The organism is Gracilibacillus sp. HCP3S3_G5_2 (assembly GCF_052063305.1).
In the GTDB taxonomy this organism is placed as follows: Bacteria; Bacillota; Bacilli; order Bacillales; family Amphibacillaceae; genus Gracilibacillus.
The window spans coordinates 204,417-222,112 of record NZ_JBQHXU010000004.1 but is presented as its reverse complement, the minus strand read 5'-3'; the positions used below and the strand labels follow the sequence as shown (position 1 = coordinate 222,112).

The following is a 17,696-nucleotide window of genomic DNA, read 5'->3' as shown; positions in this document are numbered from 1 at the left end:
CGTTGAAAACACACGAGCCATTCTTACATATGGAATGGGCTTGAGGTGAAACTTGTATGCTTTTAACAATGGATAAACTAAAAGCGAGGATAAATGAAGTAGATAAATATCGATACCGAGAGGTTATCGAGCTTAAAGTAAAGTTTTATATTAAATCATATGAAATGAAAACCTTTTTAATGGAATTTGAGCGTTAATTTGGAGGTATAGCTGTGAGACAATCGGACAATAAGAAAACCGTTCATATTATTTCTCATACACATTGGGATCGTGAGTGGTATCTACCATACGAAAAACACCATTTCTTATTAGTAGAATTTATGGATCAATTAATAGATACATTAGATAATGAACCAAACTTTAAAAGCTTTCACTTGGATGGGCAAACTATTATGTTAGATGACTATTTGGCAGTGCGCCCGGAACAACGAGATAAACTTAAACAACTTATAGAGCAAAAGCGCATTTACGTCGGGCCCTGGTATATTTTACAGGATGAATTTCTAACAAGTAGTGAAGCTAATATTCGCAACTTGCAATACGGTATGAAGGATGCAAGAAAGTGGGGGAATGTATCGAAGATTGGATACTTCCCTGATTCATTCGGAAATATCGGGCAAGCACCGCAAATATTGGCACAGGCCGGGATAAAACATGCCGCTTTTGGTCGAGGAGTTAAACCCACTGGCTTTAACAATTCTGTCAGTGAAGCAGATGTGTATGAGTCTCCGTATTCCGAGATGAAATGGAAGTCTCCTGATGGTTCAGAGGTAGTCGGCATCCTGTTTGCTAATTGGTATTGTAATGGAAATGAAATTCCTACTGAAAGAAAGGCAGCAAAAAAATATTGGGATGGCCATTTAGAAGCGATGGAGAAATATGCATCCTCTAACCATTTATTAATGTTAAATGGATGTGATCATCAGCCAGTACAAACAGATCTATCTAAGGCTATTGAATTAGCAAAGGAGTTATATCCGGATGTAACATTTATTCATTCTAATTTTAATGAGTATCTGGAACAGCTGAACCCTCAGCAAAGTGAAGGTCATTTAAAAACTGTTGAAGGAGAATTACGAAGTCAACATACGGATGGATGGGGGACACTAGTCAATACAGCTTCCTCCAGGGTTTACTTAAAACAAATGAATCAAGAGGTGCAAACTTTATTAGAGAGTGAAGTAGAACCATTAGCCGCTTTTGCTTATGTAATGGGTGATAAGTATGAGCATGATGTATTGGAGTATGCTTGGAAAATGCTTATGAAAAACCATCCTCATGATAGTATTTGTGGTTGTAGTGTAGATGAAGTGCACAGGGAGATGGTTACTAGATTTGAGAAGAGTAAACATATGGCAGAAAGCTTGAAAAGAAAGCTATTAGCAAAACTGGCAAGACATATTAATACCACAGTATTTGAGAAGTATGGGGAAGACCCTATTCCATTTGCTATTTTTAATACAACAGGGCAAAGTCGAACAGGTGTGGTAACAGTAGAGTTGGATTTAAAGCGGGAATATTTCGCAGATGGTGTTCATCGTAAAAAATTAGAAGATTACCTGATAGATAATAGAGTTTTAATGGATGAGAAAGGTAATATCCTTGATTATCAAATAGAAGATTTAGGGGTTGTTTTTGATTATGATTTGCCAAAAAATCAATTCCGGCAACCTTATTTAGCAAGAAGAGTAAAAATAACGTTTGAAGCACACGACGTAGCACCTTTAAGTCATCAAGCCTTTGCTTTCGTAATAGGAGAGAAAGAAAGTAACGCTATAAATCGAATTGCTTCAGCGGAAAATGTACTCGAAAATGAGTATATGTATATCAAAATCAATATGGATGGTTCACTCCATATACGTAATAAAGCAACTGGTCAAGTTTTTGAGAATCTATTAGTTTACGAAGACACTGGAGATATCGGTAATGAGTATATGTATAAGCAACCCAATCAAGATCTCCCTATTACGACAACGGGATTACAGGCATCTATCAAGCTTGTAGAGAATACCTCTATCCGTGCTACCTATGAAATTATTCATGAATTAGAAATCCCTGAAAGTGCGGAGGATAAACTAGCGAAGGAACAGCAAGAGCTTGTATGGTTTTCCGGTCGTAAAGCAAAGCGAAGTAAAAAAATGATTCCATTTACAATCAAAACACATGTTACTTTAGAGCGATATGGTAAGGGAGTCGATGTTCATGTTTCCTTCCATAATGTAGCGAAAGATCACCGTTTCCGTGCTCTGTTTCCAACAGATATAGATAGTAAAGTACATTATGCGGATTCTATATTTGAAGTAGCTAAAAGAAATAACAAGCCATCAGATCAGTGGACGAATCCGGATCATTCCCAGCATCAGCAGGCGTTCGTTAGTATGCATGACTCAGCGAAAGGTATTACCATTGCTAATAAGGGATTAAATGAATATGAAGTACTAAGAGATGACAGAAATACCATTGCGATTACATTAGTTCGAGCAGTAGGTGAATTAGGAGACTGGGGTTATTTTCCGACTCCGGAGGCACAATGTTTAGGTGATCAATACGCTGCTTTTAAAATTTTTCCGCATGTTAACAAGGAGGGGCCTGCTGAAGTGTATCAGCAAGCTTATCAATACCGAATACCATGGTCGGATGTTCAGTTACCAAATCAGGATGGTTCCATCTCGACTAGTCATCCATATATTTCGGTAGATACCTCAAAGGAGACAGTTTTAACATCGCTCAAGGCTTCTTCCGTAACGGATGATCTGCATATGCGTTTTTTTAATATGATGAATCAAGATGGAACCGTTCAGGTTAAGAATAACAGCAAGGTAGAGCAGTTTTATCTAAGTAACATTCTAGAGGAACAAGAACAAGGTGAAATATTAGCGGATTCCAACGAATCTATCACCTTATCAGTAGCACCTTTTGAGATAGTAACAGTGGGATTAAAGGTAAAGGAGTGAATAGAAGTGACACAACAGCTAACACCATCTATCCAAGGGTTAATTAAAAAAGTGCAAGAATATTACCAAGTAGATCAAAAACTACAGACTATGTTTGAGGAATGTTTCGTTAATACGTATCAAACAACGATACGGCCTCAATCAGATGGGTCTACTTTCGTGATTACTGGAGATATACCAGCAATGTGGTTAAGAGACTCTGCAGCACAGGTTCGTCCCTACTTATTATTAGCAGATCAAGATCCAACGATAGCACAAATGATTCAAGGAGTTATTGAAAAGCAGGTGTCCTTTATCAATCATGATCCTTATGCCAATGCATTCAATGAGCACCCTAATGGTAACCGTTATCATCAAGACCGAACGAAGATGACAGATTGGATATGGGAACGGAAATATGAAATTGATTCACTTTGCTATCCTATCCAGCTCGCTTATTTGTATTGGAAAGGAACGGGTATTACTACACATTTTAATCAGCAATTTAAAGAAGCGATGGAGAAAATAATAGATGTTTGGACGACAGAACAGCATCATTCAGATCAATCAGCGTATCACTTCGTGCGTGATAACTGTCCACCACAAGATACATTATCTCACGATGGATATGGGGCACCAGTGGGATACACAGGAATGACATGGAGTGGCTTTCGTCCCAGTGATGATGCTTGCAAATATGGTTATTTAATACCCTCCAATATGTTTGCAGTTGTTTCCTTACAACAATTAGCCGAAATAGCTGTTGCTATTTTAGAGGATGAGTCATTAGCTAACAAAGCAAACAAATTAGCATTAGAAATCGAGCAAGGTATTCAACAATTTGGTATTGTGGAACACCCTGAATTTGGTTCTATTTATGCTTATGAAACAGATGGCTTGGGTAACTATGTATTAATGGACGATGCGAATGTTCCAAGTTTATTATCGATACCTTATATCGGGTACCGACCGTTTGATGATGAGATTTACCAAAATACAAGAAGGTTTATCTTAAGTGAGGAAAACCCCTATTATTTTAAAGGAAAAATAGCAAGTGGTATCGGTAGTCCACATACGCCAGATCGATACATTTGGCATATTGCACTAGCCATTCAAGGCTTAACCTCTATAGAAAGAGAGGAAAAAGAACGCTTAATCAAGGTATTCAAAGAAACAGATGCTGGACAAAATTTAATGCACGAGGGCTTTCATGTTGATGACCCGAAGCAATTTACTCGACCTTGGTTTTCTTGGGCTAATTCCATGTTTAGTGAATTTTTATTAAGTGAGGTCGGGCTTGTGGTAAAAGGTAGTCCATTATATGACTGGAAGAGTAAAGGAGGCTGAATAGAGTGGCAAACGATCAGCTAGTAGAAAATGGTGTTCACAATTACAGTTCAGAACAGAAATGGGTTAAACCAAATGATCCGATCTTATTGGAAAGATTAGAGTGGTTTAAAGACCAAAAGCTGGCCTTAATGATGCATTGGGGGCCATATTCTCAATTGGGACTAGTAGAATCATGGGCTTTAAGTGATGAAGATGGTGAATGGTCTAGAGATGATATCGATTGGGAAGAAGATATGGAAGAATTTAAAAGACAATATTTTAATTTAAATAAAACCTTTCATCCAATTAGGTTTCAGCCAGATAAATGGGCTAATCTTGCTCATAAAGCAGGATTTAAATATTTGATTTTTACGACCAAACATCATGATGGCTTCTCGATGTGGGATACCAAGGAAACAGATTACCGTATTACAGGAAAAGACTGTCCTTTTCACACGCATAAATATGCGGATATTTGCCGGAATGTATTTGATGCTTTCCGTGAGAAGGGAATCGCAATAGCAGCGTATTTTTCTAAAGCAGATTGGCATACACCATATTATTGGGCGCCAGGGATGGAAAGAAAAAATCATATGTGGAGAGGTCCATCTTATGATCCGGAGCAATATCCTTGGATGTGGGAGAAGTTTATATCATTTACTCACAATCAAATAATGGAATTAATGACGAAATACGGAAGAATAGATATCCTGTGGCTAGATGCAGGTTGGGTAGGAAAGCGGAATCAGGATATCAAGCTTGGTGAAGTCGTAGAAAAAGCCCGGCAACATCAGCCATGGCTGTTAACAGTAGATAGAACAGTAGGAGGGTTATATGAGAACTATATTACCCCAGAGCAAACAATTCCGGATCAACCGATCGATGTACCCTGGGAAAGTTGTATAACAATTGGAACTTCCTTTTCCTTTAAATATCAAGATGAATATAAAAGCTTAAGAGAAATCATTCATACACTTATTGAAATAGTAGCAAAGGGAGGGAATCTAGCTCTTAATGTTCCCCCTCAACCAGATGGTCGACTTCCAAGAAAAGCGTGCGAATTAATGGAAGGTATAGGTGAATGGATGGAATTGTACGGTGAATCAATCTATGGAACAAGGATGGTTGCTCCGTATTATAAAAACAATTTCGCTTTTACCACTAAGGATGATAACGTTTATTGCTTCCGTTTATATCAAAATAATGATCGTTCCTATCAAGATAAAGAAATAGTTATCCCTTATGTTGACAAAGTAGAACGAATTGACTTGCTCCATGTAAGTGATTCACTCGAATTCTATCAAGATAATGATGGATTAACGGTCAAAATGCCACCTATGGAAGAAAGAAACACACCAATTGCACATGTATTCAAGCTTTCATAAAAAATCTACTTCTCATAGGGCTAGGCATATAGAAGAGAGGAGGTTAACAGTTGATAGAGAGACGAGTCGATGATTTGCTAAAGCAAATGACTTTAAAGGAAAAAGTAGGACAGTTGAACCAAAAACTATATGGGTGGCAAGTATATCGAAAAAATGGAAACCAATATGAACTAACGGAGATCTTTAAAGAACATGTACAAAAGTTTCAAGGGATTGGTGCTTTATATGGTTTGTTTAGGGCTGATCCTTGGTCTGGTATAAACTTTGAAAATGGCATCCCTGTTGAGGACTCTTTGCATGTTGTAAAAATGGTACAGGACTATTTAAAAGAACATACTAGACTTGGGATCCCAGCTCTTTTTTCAGAAGAATGTCCCCATGGTCATCAAGCGTTAGATAGCACCGTCTTCCCTACTCATCTAGGGTCTGGTGCTACATGGAATCCTGATTTACAATCAAACGTCTCGGAATATATAGCATCAGAATTAAAGGAAAGAGGTGTCCATTTAGGATTAGTTTCTACACTGGATATTGCCAGAGATCCCAGGTGGGGAAGAACAGAGGAATGTTTCAGTGAAGATCCTTATTTAGCTGCCCGTATGACGGAAGCTGTCGTGAAAGGTATGCAAGGAGATAATAAAGAGTCTCCCAATATTATTGCTGTTTTAAAACATTTTGCTGCACAAGGTGCTGCTGTTGGTGGACATAATGCAGGTCCAGCACTAATAGGCGAAAGGGAGTTAAGAGAAATTTATTTGCCGCCAATGAAGGCAGGGGTAAAATCGGGGGCTTTAGCGTGTATGGCAGCCTATAATGAGATTGATGGAATTCCATGTCATGCTAACCGAAAATTACTAACCGATATACTTCGTAAAGAATGGGGTTTTAAGGGAATTGTGATGGCAGATGGAACAGCATTGGACCGATTACTCTTACTTAGTGGTGATAAAGAGCTGGCTGCAGCCTATGCTTTAAATGCAGGTGTCGATTTAAGCTTGTGGGACGATGTTTATACACAAATTGAAGCGGCTGTTATGAATGGAAAAATAAAGGAGTCACTTATAGATCAAGCAGTTAAACGGGTGCTATATGTAAAATTTTTATTAGGTCTCTTTTCAGAAGCCGATGACAAATCAAGAAGTGTTTTAGTGAATAGGTCGCAAGGCCAAAGATTAAATCTAGAAATGGCTAGACAATCTATTACACTATTGAAAAACAAAGATAATCTATTACCTTTAAATAAAAGAACGAAAACGATAGCTGTTATCGGACCGAATGCAGATAGTGTTTATAATTTATTAGGAGATTATACAGCTCCTCAACGAAGAGATTCAGTTGTAACAGTAAAACAAGGTATTACAAATGTTGTGGAGGAAGCGTGTGAAATCCTTTATAGCAAGGGATGCGGCATTCGTTCTACAGATATGTCCGATTTTGATCGTGCAAAATCGATTGCAAGTAAAGCAGATATTGTTATTTTAGCGTTAGGTGGATCAAGTGCAAGAGAATTTGGTATGGAATTTGAGGATAACGGAGCAGTAACGGATTATGATCAAGCTGAAATGGATTGTGGGGAAAATATCGATGTAGCAAATTTGGACTTAGGTGGTGTCCAGAAAAAATTAGTACAAGAATTAGCGTCTATCGATACTCCTATGGTCGGCGTGTTTATCCAAGGAAGGCCATATAGCTTAAAAGATATTGAACCCTATTTAGACGCGATATTAATAGGTTGGTATCCCGGTCAACTAGGTGGCCAGGCGATAGCCGAAGTACTATTCGGGGATGTTAATCCAAGTGGGAAATTACCGGTATCTATCCCATATTCCGCAGATCAATTACCGATATATTATAATGTCAAAAATAGTGGTGCAAAACAAGATTACTATGATGAAGTAGGCCACGCGATGTATAGCTTTGGTTTTGGTTTGTCGTATAGTACGTTTAAATGTGAATTTACTTCAAAAGAACAAGAAACAGTTAGTGTCCATTCATTAACAAAAGGTGAACGTCTACCGATATCCGTTAATATTTCCAACACAGGGGAATATGATGGCTTTGCTGTTGTACAGCTATATATAAAAGACGTAGAAGCATCTGTAACAACAAGAATAAAAGAATTAAAAGCATTTAAGAAAATATGGATACCTGCTGGAGAAAAGAAAAATGTGGAATTACAATTAGGCTTTGAAGAACTATCCATATGGAATGTAGAGATGAGGCAGGTAGTTGAGCCTGGTACGGTCATATTGCTAGCAGGTGAATCATCTGATCAATTGGATGAAAAGAAATTAGTGATTCAAGAAGAGTAATGGGGGATAGTCATGCAAAGAATTCATCGTTTGATACGATTACTTAGAAACAATCAATATCTCGCAACAAAAGACATTAATAATTGGGAAATGAATAGTTTTAAATATGAAGGCCCGAAGAATTATCAGTCACTGGAGAGAAAGAATTCATCCAAAACAGTTAATATTGGGGAATTACTCATTGAATCTGGGGTAACTGTTTTTTTGAAAAATAGTATAGAAATTCCGAATGAGTGGCCTTCAAGTGATGTTGGAATCCTGTTCAAAGCAGGTGGACCAGGAGGTATACCATCTCATTATGAAGCATTAATGCATATCAATGGAGAGCCTGTTCAAGGTTTTGACCGCAATCGCTCTTTTTGCTTTGTAGCAAATCATGCACAAGACAGCCATGTATTAAAGATAGAATTGGAACTATTTAACCCTGTCGGAATTCCGGAAGATTCTTTACGAGGCTTTAATCAAGTAGCAAGTGCGGAAACTGCACCACCTCCTATTTTATTAGAGAACAGTGCATTGGTATTCGTTAATCGAGCTGTACAAAGCTTTGTTTTTACATTAGAAACCGCTTGTGACACGTTAGCTCTCTTAGATGATGCGGATGCTCGAAAATCAGTCCTTTTCAAGGCATTAGAAGATGTAGCGAATGAGTGGAAGATACCTAATCAGAAAGATCTAGCTGATCAAAAGAAGCTATATGAACAAGAACAAAGCATTCAATCACTATTAAAAGGCATGGCGGGCTATCGTGAGGGAACAATTTGGGCAATCGGTCAATCACATATAGATGTTGCTTGGTTATGGCCGATAAAAGAAACTGTCCGAAAAGTTTCTAGAACATTATCGACAGCTTGTACATTATTGGACGAATACGAAGAATTTCAGTATGCACAAAGTCAACCGCAATTATTTGAATATCTAAAACATTATTATCCTCAAATTTTTGACCGAGTTAAACAAAAAATAAAAGCAGGTCGATTGGAAATTATCGGAGGTATGTGGGTTGAACCCGATTTAAATATACCCTCTGGTGAGTCATTAGTAAGACAGCTATTGTATGGTAAACAATATTTTAAAGAGGAATTTGGAGTGGAGCCAAAAGTGGAATGGCTACCGGACACGTTTGGTTATTGTGCCTCACTACCTCAAATTCTAAAGAAGGCAGATACCGAATACTTTATGACGACTAAGTTAAATTGGAATGATACGAATCGTTTTCCATATGATTTATTTCATTGGGAAGGTATCGATGGAACGACAATTCTATCTTATTTACATACTGTTTTAGGCCAGCAAACGAAGCCGAAGGATATAAAAGAGACCTGGGATGATTTTAATCAGAAAAGTGCTCATAATGAAAGAATGCTGGTATATGGATTCGGTGATGGGGGAGGTGGGGTTACTAGAGAAATGATCGAAACAGTGAAACGATCTGAATCATTACCTGGACTACCCGATGTGAAATTTAGCAAGGTACATGATTTCTTTGAACGTATTAGTCAACAAGGACCAGTATTACCAAAATGGTATGGTGATTTGTATCTGGAATTGCACCGTGGAACCTATACAACACATGCTAAAACAAAGAAATATAACCGGCAAGTTGAATCATTGTTTCGAAGCTTGGAAATATGGCATTCCTTTGCATATCTATTAACAGAGAAAAATTATCCTGCCAAAAGGATAAAAGAGCTTTGGAAATTAATCCTGTTGAATCAGTTCCATGATATAGTTCCTGGTACATCTATTGAACCGGTCTATGAGTTATCAGACCAGCAATATAAAGAAGTGTTGACTGAAGGTCAATTCTTGCAGATGGAAGCAATGAAGCAAATCGCAAGTAAGGTTAATACACAAGGGCCTGGTGAGCCCGTAATAGTATTCAATAGTTTGGGTTGGGATAGAGATCGTCTAATTCAAATAAATGGTGGTCTAGAGTTATTATCTAAAATAATTGTGGATGAAGAAGGAAATCCTTATCCAATGGAACATGTAAAGGTGGATGATGCAACGCTTGTATTACAAGCTTTCATTCCGAATGTACCACAGTTTGGCTTCACAACGGTATGGTTACAAGAAGCGGAAGGAAAATGCCTGGCACCTTCTAAACCATTTAACGGTAAATGGGAAACGGTTAACTATAGGCTTGAATTTAATGAACAAGGCTTTATAACCAGATTATATGATAAGCAAAGTGATAGAGAGGTTATCCAAGAAGGTGCTGTAGCAAACGAACTACAGTTATTCGATGACCTACCCACAGACTGGGATGCCTGGGACATAGACCCAAATTTCGCTTCTCAAAAAGTCGAAAATGTAAATCTAATAGAGGCAACAATTCATCACACAGGAAAATTAACAGATGAGTTGCATTTTAAATGGAAGTTAAATGAATCTACTATTACGCAAAAGATTATATTCCACCATTATTCTAAGTTGATTGATTTCGATACAGAAGTCGATTGGAATGAAACGAATAAATTGTTAAAAGTTGCATTTCCGGTTAATGTTTATTCATCACATGCTACCTATGAGATACCGTTTGGTACGATCAACCGTCCGACACATAATAATACGACATGGGAGCAGGCACAATTTGAAGTATGTGGTCAGCGATGGGCAGATGTATCTGAAGGCAACTTTGGTGTCAGCCTTTTAAATGACAGTAAATATGGATATGACATCAAAGGCCAGAATATCAGACTATCTTTATTGAGATCGCCCAAGTGGCCAGATCAAAGCGCAGACATTCACCGTCATCAGTTTGTATATTCTTTATATCCTCACCAGGGTGATTGGAGAGCGGCGGAAACAGTAAAAAAAGGCCACGAGCTTAATACAAGAGATACAATCATGCAAACAACCATATCGTCAGGTGAATTAAGGAATTCGTTATCATTTATTAAAATTGACAGTGAAAGCGCTATACTAGATACCGTTAAATTAGCTGAAAACGAAGAAGGTATTGTTATTCGATTATATGAGTCTGAAGGGAGCGAGGTATCAGCATCATTAAGTCTACCCGAAAAAGCTGTGATCCAAGAAACCAACCTTCTTGAAAAACCAATCAATCATTCAATAGTAAGGACGGATTACTATAAAACAAAATTAAAGCCTTACGAAATTAGCACATACCAAATTAGCAAAGAGAAAGGGTGAAGAATAATGAAAAAAGTTACGTTAATAGGTAATGAAGCCGAGGTAAACAAACATTTACCTTTTTGGGAGTCGATTCCCGAAGTGCAGGTGGAGCAAGCAATAATATCAAATGATAACCTAGATTCACTACCTGCTTTTCGTTCTTCTCACGATCAGTCAGAATTGTTCGATGTATGTGTATCGGCAGAATTAAAGCCTTCTATCTTAAAAAGACTTAGAATGGACGTCCCTATTATTCTAGTATCACCTATAGCCTCTAGTCTAATGGAAACAAAAGACTTATTAAACTATCTAAAAAGAGAGCAAATGCTGGTTCGAATCGTCAATCCGATGATGACGTCGCCCGAATTGATGAATTTACATCAGACATTCAGTGGAGATCAATTAGGTCATAGTGGTGTTAATCGTATATCTTTTCAATCAGAAAGATTACCTTCTAATGGAAGGTTCCTTCAACAGGAATTCGAATTAATTGGGTGGATTTATCAAACATTTGGCGATTTTAAAACTATTTTTGCAAAAGAGATAAATAATCGTTTTATATCGATTCATATCAGACACGAAGATAACAGTTTCACTCATCTGGAGTTCGCTCGTGGTTTTGGTAAAGAGGAATTAAACATCGAAATGACTGGTTCTGAAGGAATGCTTACCTATAAAAGTAGCGAAGCTAATCCTATAAGTATTGTAAAAACAAATCAAAGCACACGGAAGGTTCATCCGATTGGAATACCGTTGATTCAACGTCAATTGGAAGATGGATATGAAGTGTTAACGAAAAATCGTGATTCATTTAATAACATAACCGAGATAATGAAAGCAATTGAATGGGTGGAAGCAATTGAATCTTCATTAAATCAAGCTGCACCTGTTACAAAAGGAGGGGTGTGAGATGTTAAAAATTGGGATCATTAGTTTTGCTCATATGCATGCATATAGTTATGCCAATGCTTTAAAGAAAAGTAAAAATGCCTCCCTTGCATGTATTTGGGATGATGACAAACAAAGAGGAGCAGATATAGCAAAAAAATGGAACACCTCCTATTATGCCGATTTAGATGCCATGCTGCAAACCGATTTAGACGCTGTTATTGTTTGCTCTGAGAATGCAAATCATAAAGCACACGTGGTGAAGGCTGCACATTACAAAAAGCACATATTATGCGAAAAACCGATTGCAACAGAAATAAAGGATGCACTAGAAATGATAGAAGCATGTAAGCAAAATAATGTTATTTTACAAATAGCTTTTCCAGTTCGTTTTACCCCAGCTATTCAAGAAGTACAAAAATTAATAAATGAGCGAGAAATTGGCAACATTTTGGCAGTTAATACAACGAATCATGGACAAATGCCAGGTGGTTGGTTTGTGGATCCAAACCTGTCAGGGGGAGGCTGTGCCACCGATCATATCGTTCATATTGTAGATACACTTCGCTGGATTTTAAACGATGAAGTAAAAAGCGTGTATGCAGAATTTGATACAAGATTTTACGAGATAGAGGTGGAAGATTGTGGCCATGTGATTTTGGAGTTTGAATCAGGGACTGTGGTTACGGTTGATCCGAGTTGGTCACGTCCGAAAACTTTTCCAATATGGGGTGATGTAACCCTAGAATTCTTTGGTGAACAAGGAACATTGGCTGTTGATGCCTTTAAACAGCATACATTACTATTTAACGATCGTGATAATAAGTTGGAGCATCTCGTTTGGGCAGATGATATGGATGAAATATTAATTCAGGACTTCTTACAATGTGTAAACCAATCGCGGGCACCTTTTATTACAGGAGAAGATGGTTTGAGAACATTAGAAGTTGTAAAAGCAGCATATCAATCTAATCAGCAAAAAAAGGAGATAACGTTAAGTCATAACTAGAGGAGGCCTAAACAATGAAATTAGGGATGAGCTCATATAGCTTGGCAAATGCCATCCATGAAGGGGAAATGACGATATTAGATGTGATGCAATGGGCAAAAGAGCAAGGTGCAGAACATATTGAAATGGTCCCGATTGGTTATACGCTGACTAACGATCCGCAATTGGTGGCAGACATAGTTAAAAAAGCTAAGGAAGTAGGAATAGATATTTCAAACTACGCAATTGGAGCCGACTTTTTGAGTGGTGATGCGAATGCGTTTCAAGCAGAAATAGAACGAGTAAAACAAGAAGTCGATATCGCGAATCAACTTGGTGTACGGAGAATGAGACATGATATTTCATTTAAGCCACCAGCAGATGCTGGCATGAAACAGTTTCATCAGGATCTGCCTAAGATTGTGGAGGCGTGCCAGGAAATTGCTGATTATGCTAAGCAATATGACATTGTGACAAGTATCGAAAATCATGGTTTCTATATTCAAGCAAGTGATCGTATCAATCTAATTGTATCTCAAGTCAATCGTTCTAACTTTGGACATACGTTAGATACCGGTAATTTCCTGTGTGCGGATGAAGATCCAATCACCGCTGTCAAGAAATGTATGGACAGCGCGACAATGGTGCATATCAAAGACTTTTACATTCGTCCCCAATCATGGCCAAACCCTGGAGAAGGCTGGTTTACTTCAGCAGGTGGACAATATTTGCGTGGTGCTATTACAGGGCATGGTGATATTGAATTAGAAGCTATTTTAAAAGTGATAAAAGATAGTGGATATGATGGATATATTTCGATTGAATTTGAAGGAATGGAAGAGTGTAAGCAAGCAAGTGAAATTTCGATGCGGAATGTTCGTAATATGTGGAATCAACTTTAAGGGGGTTAAAAAATGAGTAAAGTAAAAGTTGGGATTGTTGGTTTAGGATCCATTTCTGACATGCATATTCAAGGATACCTAAAAAATCAAGATGCTGCGTTGTTTGCTGTATGTGATATAAATGAAGTTCGTGCAAAACAAAAGGCTGAAGAATTAGGTGTAGCGCATTATTATACCGATTATCAAGAGATGTTACGTAATCGTGAGATAGAGGCAATAAGTATTTGTACATGGAATAATACGCACGCTGAAATCGCAATTGCAGCACTAAATGCAGGGAAAAATGTCTTAATCGAAAAGCCATTGTGTAAAACTGTGGAAGAAGCCCTAGCGATAGAAGAAGCTGTTCACAATAATCCTAATCAATTCTTGCAAATTGGGTATGTAAGAAGATTTGGAACAAACACACAGGTACTAAAGCGGTTTATTGACAATGGTGAACTAGGAGATATCTATTTCTCTAAAGCCACCTGTTTACGAGTCCTAGGAAATCCTGGTGGTTGGTTTGCAGATCAGGAACGGTCTGGAGGTGGACCATTAATAGATATTGGTGTTCATGTTATCGACCTTTGCTGGTATTTAATGGGTAAGCCGAAAGTGAAATCAGTAAGTGGTAACACGTATCACAAATTAGGCAACCGTTCAAATATAGAATATAAATCTTTTTATAAAGCAGCTGATTACGATGCCAAGCAAAATAGTGTGGAAGATTTAGCAAATGCAATTATTCGATTTGAAAACGGGGCCTCTTTAATAGTCGATGTTAGCTTTTCGCTACATGCTAAAAAAGAAGAAATACGTGTCAGTTTACATGGTGATAAAGGTGGTGCTGAAATAGAACCGGCATTAGAAATATTCACAGAGAAAAATAATATTATGTTAAACAGTACCCCGCAAATTGATCACCTAACATTTGACTTTGCACAAGGTTTTCAAAAGGAAATCGATCATTTTATTAACTGTGTCAAAGGAGAAGAGGAAACGATAGCACCAGTGGAAGACGGAGTGGAAATGATGAAGATGTTAACGGGTGTATATAAGTCAAGTGAAGATAAAGCAGAGATCCATTTTGACTGATAATAGACGGAGGTATATAGATGAGTAACGTTAGAAAAAGCGTAATACAAAATTGGTATTTCAAAACAGCAGGCGCAAATGATTGGAAATCGGCTGCGGTTCCTGGGTGTGTACATACCGATTTGTTAAAGCATGGCATGATACCAGATCCTTTTGTAGGGGAAAATGAGCTGGATTTGCAATGGATTGATAAGCAGGATTGGGAATATAAGTCCACTATTTCCGTTTCAAAAGAATGGTTACAAGAAGACAGAGTAGAGCTTGTATTTGAAGGTTTAGATACCTATGCGGAAGTATATGTAAATGGTGAGAAGGTTCTGCAAGCAGACAATATGTTTAGAATCTGGAAAGTGGATGTCAAATCCTACTTGAAGGCGGGCGAGAATCAATTACTCGTATATTTCCATTCACCGATAAATCACGATATAGATAAGCCAGACCATTTAGGTTATAACTTCCCAGCTGATAATGATCATTCGGAAGATGGGGGAGTCGGAGAAAAAAAGCTCAGTGTGTTTGCGCGAAAGGCCCCTTACCATTATGGTTGGGACTGGGGTCCACGCTTTGTAACCAGTGGTATTTGGAAGGACGTATATTTGGAAGCATGGTCTGATGCAAGGTTAACAGATTTTTATATCCAACAACAATCGGTATCATCCGAAAAGGCAGAAATAAATGCTATTTTAGAGATAGAAGCAACAAAGGAAATGGAAGTAGAAATAATGATTTCCGATCAGCATGGATTGGATGTAAACAAGGCTTGTAAACTAGTAAAAGGATCACAAGTATTAGAGGTTCCGATTTTGATTGAAAATCCTCAATTATGGTGGAGTAATGGTTTAGGGAACTCTTATTTGTATCGGTTTCAAGCAGATGTACAGTTAAATGAAAGAGTGCAAGATACAAGTGTTGTAAAAACAGGCCTTCGATCCATTCGTTTAGTTAGAGAAGATGACCAACATGGTCAAAGTTTCTATTTTGAATTAAATGGTGTTCCTGTTTTTGCTAAAGGGGCGAACCATATTCCGAATGATAGCTTCCAAACGAGGACAACAAGAGCCGAATATGAGCATGAAATCGCCACAGCGGCAGCTTCCAATATGAATATGCTTCGTGTATGGGGTGGAGGTATTTATGAAGATGATATGTTTTATGAATTGTGTGATGAATACGGCATCTTAGTTTGGCAAGACTTTATGTTTGCATGTAGTATGTATCCGGGTGATCCTGATTTTATGAATAGCGTAAAACACGAAGCCATTGATAATGTGAGACGATTACGAAATTACGCATGTATGGCATTATGGTGTGGCAATAATGAAATGGATGCTGCTTGGTCCGAATATGAAGAGGATGCTGGTTGGGGCTGGAAGCAACGGTATAATGCTTCACAACGCGAAGAAATCTGGAAAGCATACGATGACATTTTTCATCATTTATTACCATCTATTGTAGAAGAATATGACTCGAATACGGATTATTGGCCAAGCTCTCCAATGAGAGAACTATCGTATGATCAAAATCAACATGCAACATTTGTAACGGTTGAGAAAGGGGATATTCACTATTGGGATGTTTGGCATGGGCTAAAGCCAATCGAAACCTATAAAGAAAAAGTTGGGCGTTTTATGAGTGAATATGGATTTCAGTCTTTTCCTGAGAAAAAGACAGTTCTAACTTATGCGAAAGAAGAGGAATTAGCATTAGAATCAGATGTTATGTTACATCATCAGAAAAATGGTGCAGGAAATCGCCTGATTAAGAATTATATGGAAATGTACTATAAAGAACCAAAGGATTTTTCAGCTTTTCTACATCTTAGTCATATATTGCAAGCAGATGCGATCAAATCAGCGGTGGAAGCACACAGGCTGAATATGCCATATTGTATGGGAACATTATATTGGCAAATGAATGATTGTTGGCCAGTTGCTTCTTGGTCGAGTATGGATTATTACGGGAGATGGAAGGCATTACAATATGTTATCAAGGATCGTTTTAAAGAAACTGTATTAATAGTAGATCAAAAGGAAGATAGGTTATCCGTGTATGCGGTATCTGATCAATTAGATGATAAAAAAGCACAGCTTACGCTTCATCTCTATGATTTGAACGGGCAACCACTGTATCAAGAAAACAAGGCTGTTAAGGTAAGAAAGAATACTTCTACCCTTATACATGAAACCGATATCCATTCGTTACGACTTATGGAAGATAGCAATGTCATATTAGCTGCTCAATTAACGGTGAATGGAGATGTAATCGACAGTGTAGAGCATGTAATGGTGAAACCGAAGGAACTTGTGCTGCAAGACCCTAAAATTCAACTTTCTTATGTGGAGGGCGGTGTTGAATTAGAAAGTCAATCTTTTGCAATGAATGTCTGGCTCGAAGCAGATAGAGAGGGAATTTTTGAAGATAATAACTTCTCCTTGATTCCAGGGGTGAAAAAATTTATCGCCTACACAGATTCAATTCGCGACAATATACACTTTAACAAGAAACAAGACATTACCAATGTCAACGTTTCGTCAATGTATGATTATATAACGCAGTCCATTTAGATAATAACTGCGAACTAAAGAAACTTGTTTTTTAGTTTAGCTTTCTTCATCTTGATTGAGGATGAGTGCATGTATTCACTCCGGCAGAATACTACGTTTTCCGTGGGCTCGGCTTCAGCTAGCTTGTAAAGAGACCCACTTTACCAAGTGGATCTTCAGCTTTTGCTATCCCACGGG

The 17,696-nt window shown here is 37.8% G+C and carries 11 protein-coding genes; all 11 read left to right on the top strand.

Annotation, left to right across the window (positions count from 1 at the left end):
- Nucleotides 1-56 precede the first annotated feature (56 nt).
- Nucleotides 57-197, top strand: coding sequence for a hypothetical protein (locus ACTNEP_RS08090; RefSeq protein WP_441161327.1), 141 nt, complete (start codon nucleotides 57-59; stop codon nucleotides 195-197).
- A 15-nt stretch (nucleotides 198-212) separates the two neighbouring features.
- A complete protein-coding gene (locus ACTNEP_RS08085) occupies nucleotides 213-2,954 on the top strand; it encodes an alpha-mannosidase (protein ID WP_441161325.1) in 2,742 nt (913 codons plus the stop codon).
- Between the two features lie 6 nt (nucleotides 2,955-2,960).
- The gene (locus ACTNEP_RS08080; RefSeq protein WP_441161324.1) at nucleotides 2,961-4,280 is read left to right on the top strand and encodes a glycoside hydrolase family 125 protein; all 1,320 of its coding nucleotides are present in this window, start codon (nucleotides 2,961-2,963) and stop codon (nucleotides 4,278-4,280) included.
- A gap of 5 nt (nucleotides 4,281-4,285) precedes the next feature.
- The gene (locus tag ACTNEP_RS08075) at nucleotides 4,286-5,647 is read left to right on the top strand and encodes an alpha-L-fucosidase (protein ID WP_441161322.1); all 1,362 of its coding nucleotides are present in this window, start codon (nucleotides 4,286-4,288) and stop codon (nucleotides 5,645-5,647) included.
- An 86-nt stretch (nucleotides 5,648-5,733) separates the two neighbouring features.
- Nucleotides 5,734-7,959, top strand: a complete 2,226-nt coding sequence (locus tag ACTNEP_RS08070) for a glycoside hydrolase family 3 N-terminal domain-containing protein (RefSeq protein WP_441161496.1) — start codon at nucleotides 5,734-5,736, stop codon at nucleotides 7,957-7,959.
- 12 nt (nucleotides 7,960-7,971) lie between these two features.
- Entirely contained in the window at nucleotides 7,972-11,118 is a 3,147-nt protein-coding gene (locus tag ACTNEP_RS08065) for an alpha-mannosidase (protein WP_441161321.1), read from the top strand.
- 6 nt (nucleotides 11,119-11,124) lie between these two features.
- Nucleotides 11,125-12,009, top strand: a complete 885-nt coding sequence (locus ACTNEP_RS08060) for a hypothetical protein (RefSeq protein ID WP_441161320.1) — start codon at nucleotides 11,125-11,127, stop codon at nucleotides 12,007-12,009.
- 1 nt (nucleotide 12,010) lies between these two features.
- Nucleotides 12,011-12,997: a Gfo/Idh/MocA family protein gene (locus ACTNEP_RS08055; RefSeq protein ID WP_441161319.1), complete on the top strand. Its 987-nt coding sequence runs from the start codon at nucleotides 12,011-12,013 to the stop codon at nucleotides 12,995-12,997.
- A 14-nt stretch (nucleotides 12,998-13,011) separates the two neighbouring features.
- The gene (locus ACTNEP_RS08050; protein WP_441161318.1) at nucleotides 13,012-13,878 is read left to right on the top strand and encodes a sugar phosphate isomerase/epimerase family protein; all 867 of its coding nucleotides are present in this window, start codon (nucleotides 13,012-13,014) and stop codon (nucleotides 13,876-13,878) included.
- Between the two features lie 12 nt (nucleotides 13,879-13,890).
- Entirely contained in the window at nucleotides 13,891-14,955 is a 1,065-nt protein-coding gene (locus ACTNEP_RS08045; protein WP_441161317.1) for a Gfo/Idh/MocA family protein, read from the top strand.
- Nucleotides 14,956-14,975: 20 nt separating this feature from the next.
- The gene (locus ACTNEP_RS08040; protein WP_441161316.1) at nucleotides 14,976-17,519 is read left to right on the top strand and encodes a beta-mannosidase; all 2,544 of its coding nucleotides are present in this window, start codon (nucleotides 14,976-14,978) and stop codon (nucleotides 17,517-17,519) included.
- Nucleotides 17,520-17,696: the final 177 nt, after the last annotated feature.

Coding starts and splice junctions, on each gene's coding strand:
- ACTNEP_RS08090 (WP_441161327.1), top strand. CDS start 57: ATGCTTTTAACAATGGATAAACTAAAAGCGAGGATAAATGAAGTAGAT.
- ACTNEP_RS08070 (WP_441161496.1), top strand. CDS start 5,734: ATGACTTTAAAGGAAAAAGTAGGACAGTTGAACCAAAAACTATATGGG.
- ACTNEP_RS08065 (WP_441161321.1), top strand. CDS start 7,972: ATGCAAAGAATTCATCGTTTGATACGATTACTTAGAAACAATCAATAT.
- ACTNEP_RS08060 (WP_441161320.1), top strand. CDS start 11,125: ATGAAAAAAGTTACGTTAATAGGTAATGAAGCCGAGGTAAACAAACAT.
- ACTNEP_RS08055 (WP_441161319.1), top strand. CDS start 12,011: ATGTTAAAAATTGGGATCATTAGTTTTGCTCATATGCATGCATATAGT.
- ACTNEP_RS08050 (WP_441161318.1), top strand. CDS start 13,012: ATGAAATTAGGGATGAGCTCATATAGCTTGGCAAATGCCATCCATGAA.
- ACTNEP_RS08045 (WP_441161317.1), top strand. CDS start 13,891: ATGAGTAAAGTAAAAGTTGGGATTGTTGGTTTAGGATCCATTTCTGAC.
- ACTNEP_RS08040 (WP_441161316.1), top strand. CDS start 14,976: ATGAGTAACGTTAGAAAAAGCGTAATACAAAATTGGTATTTCAAAACA.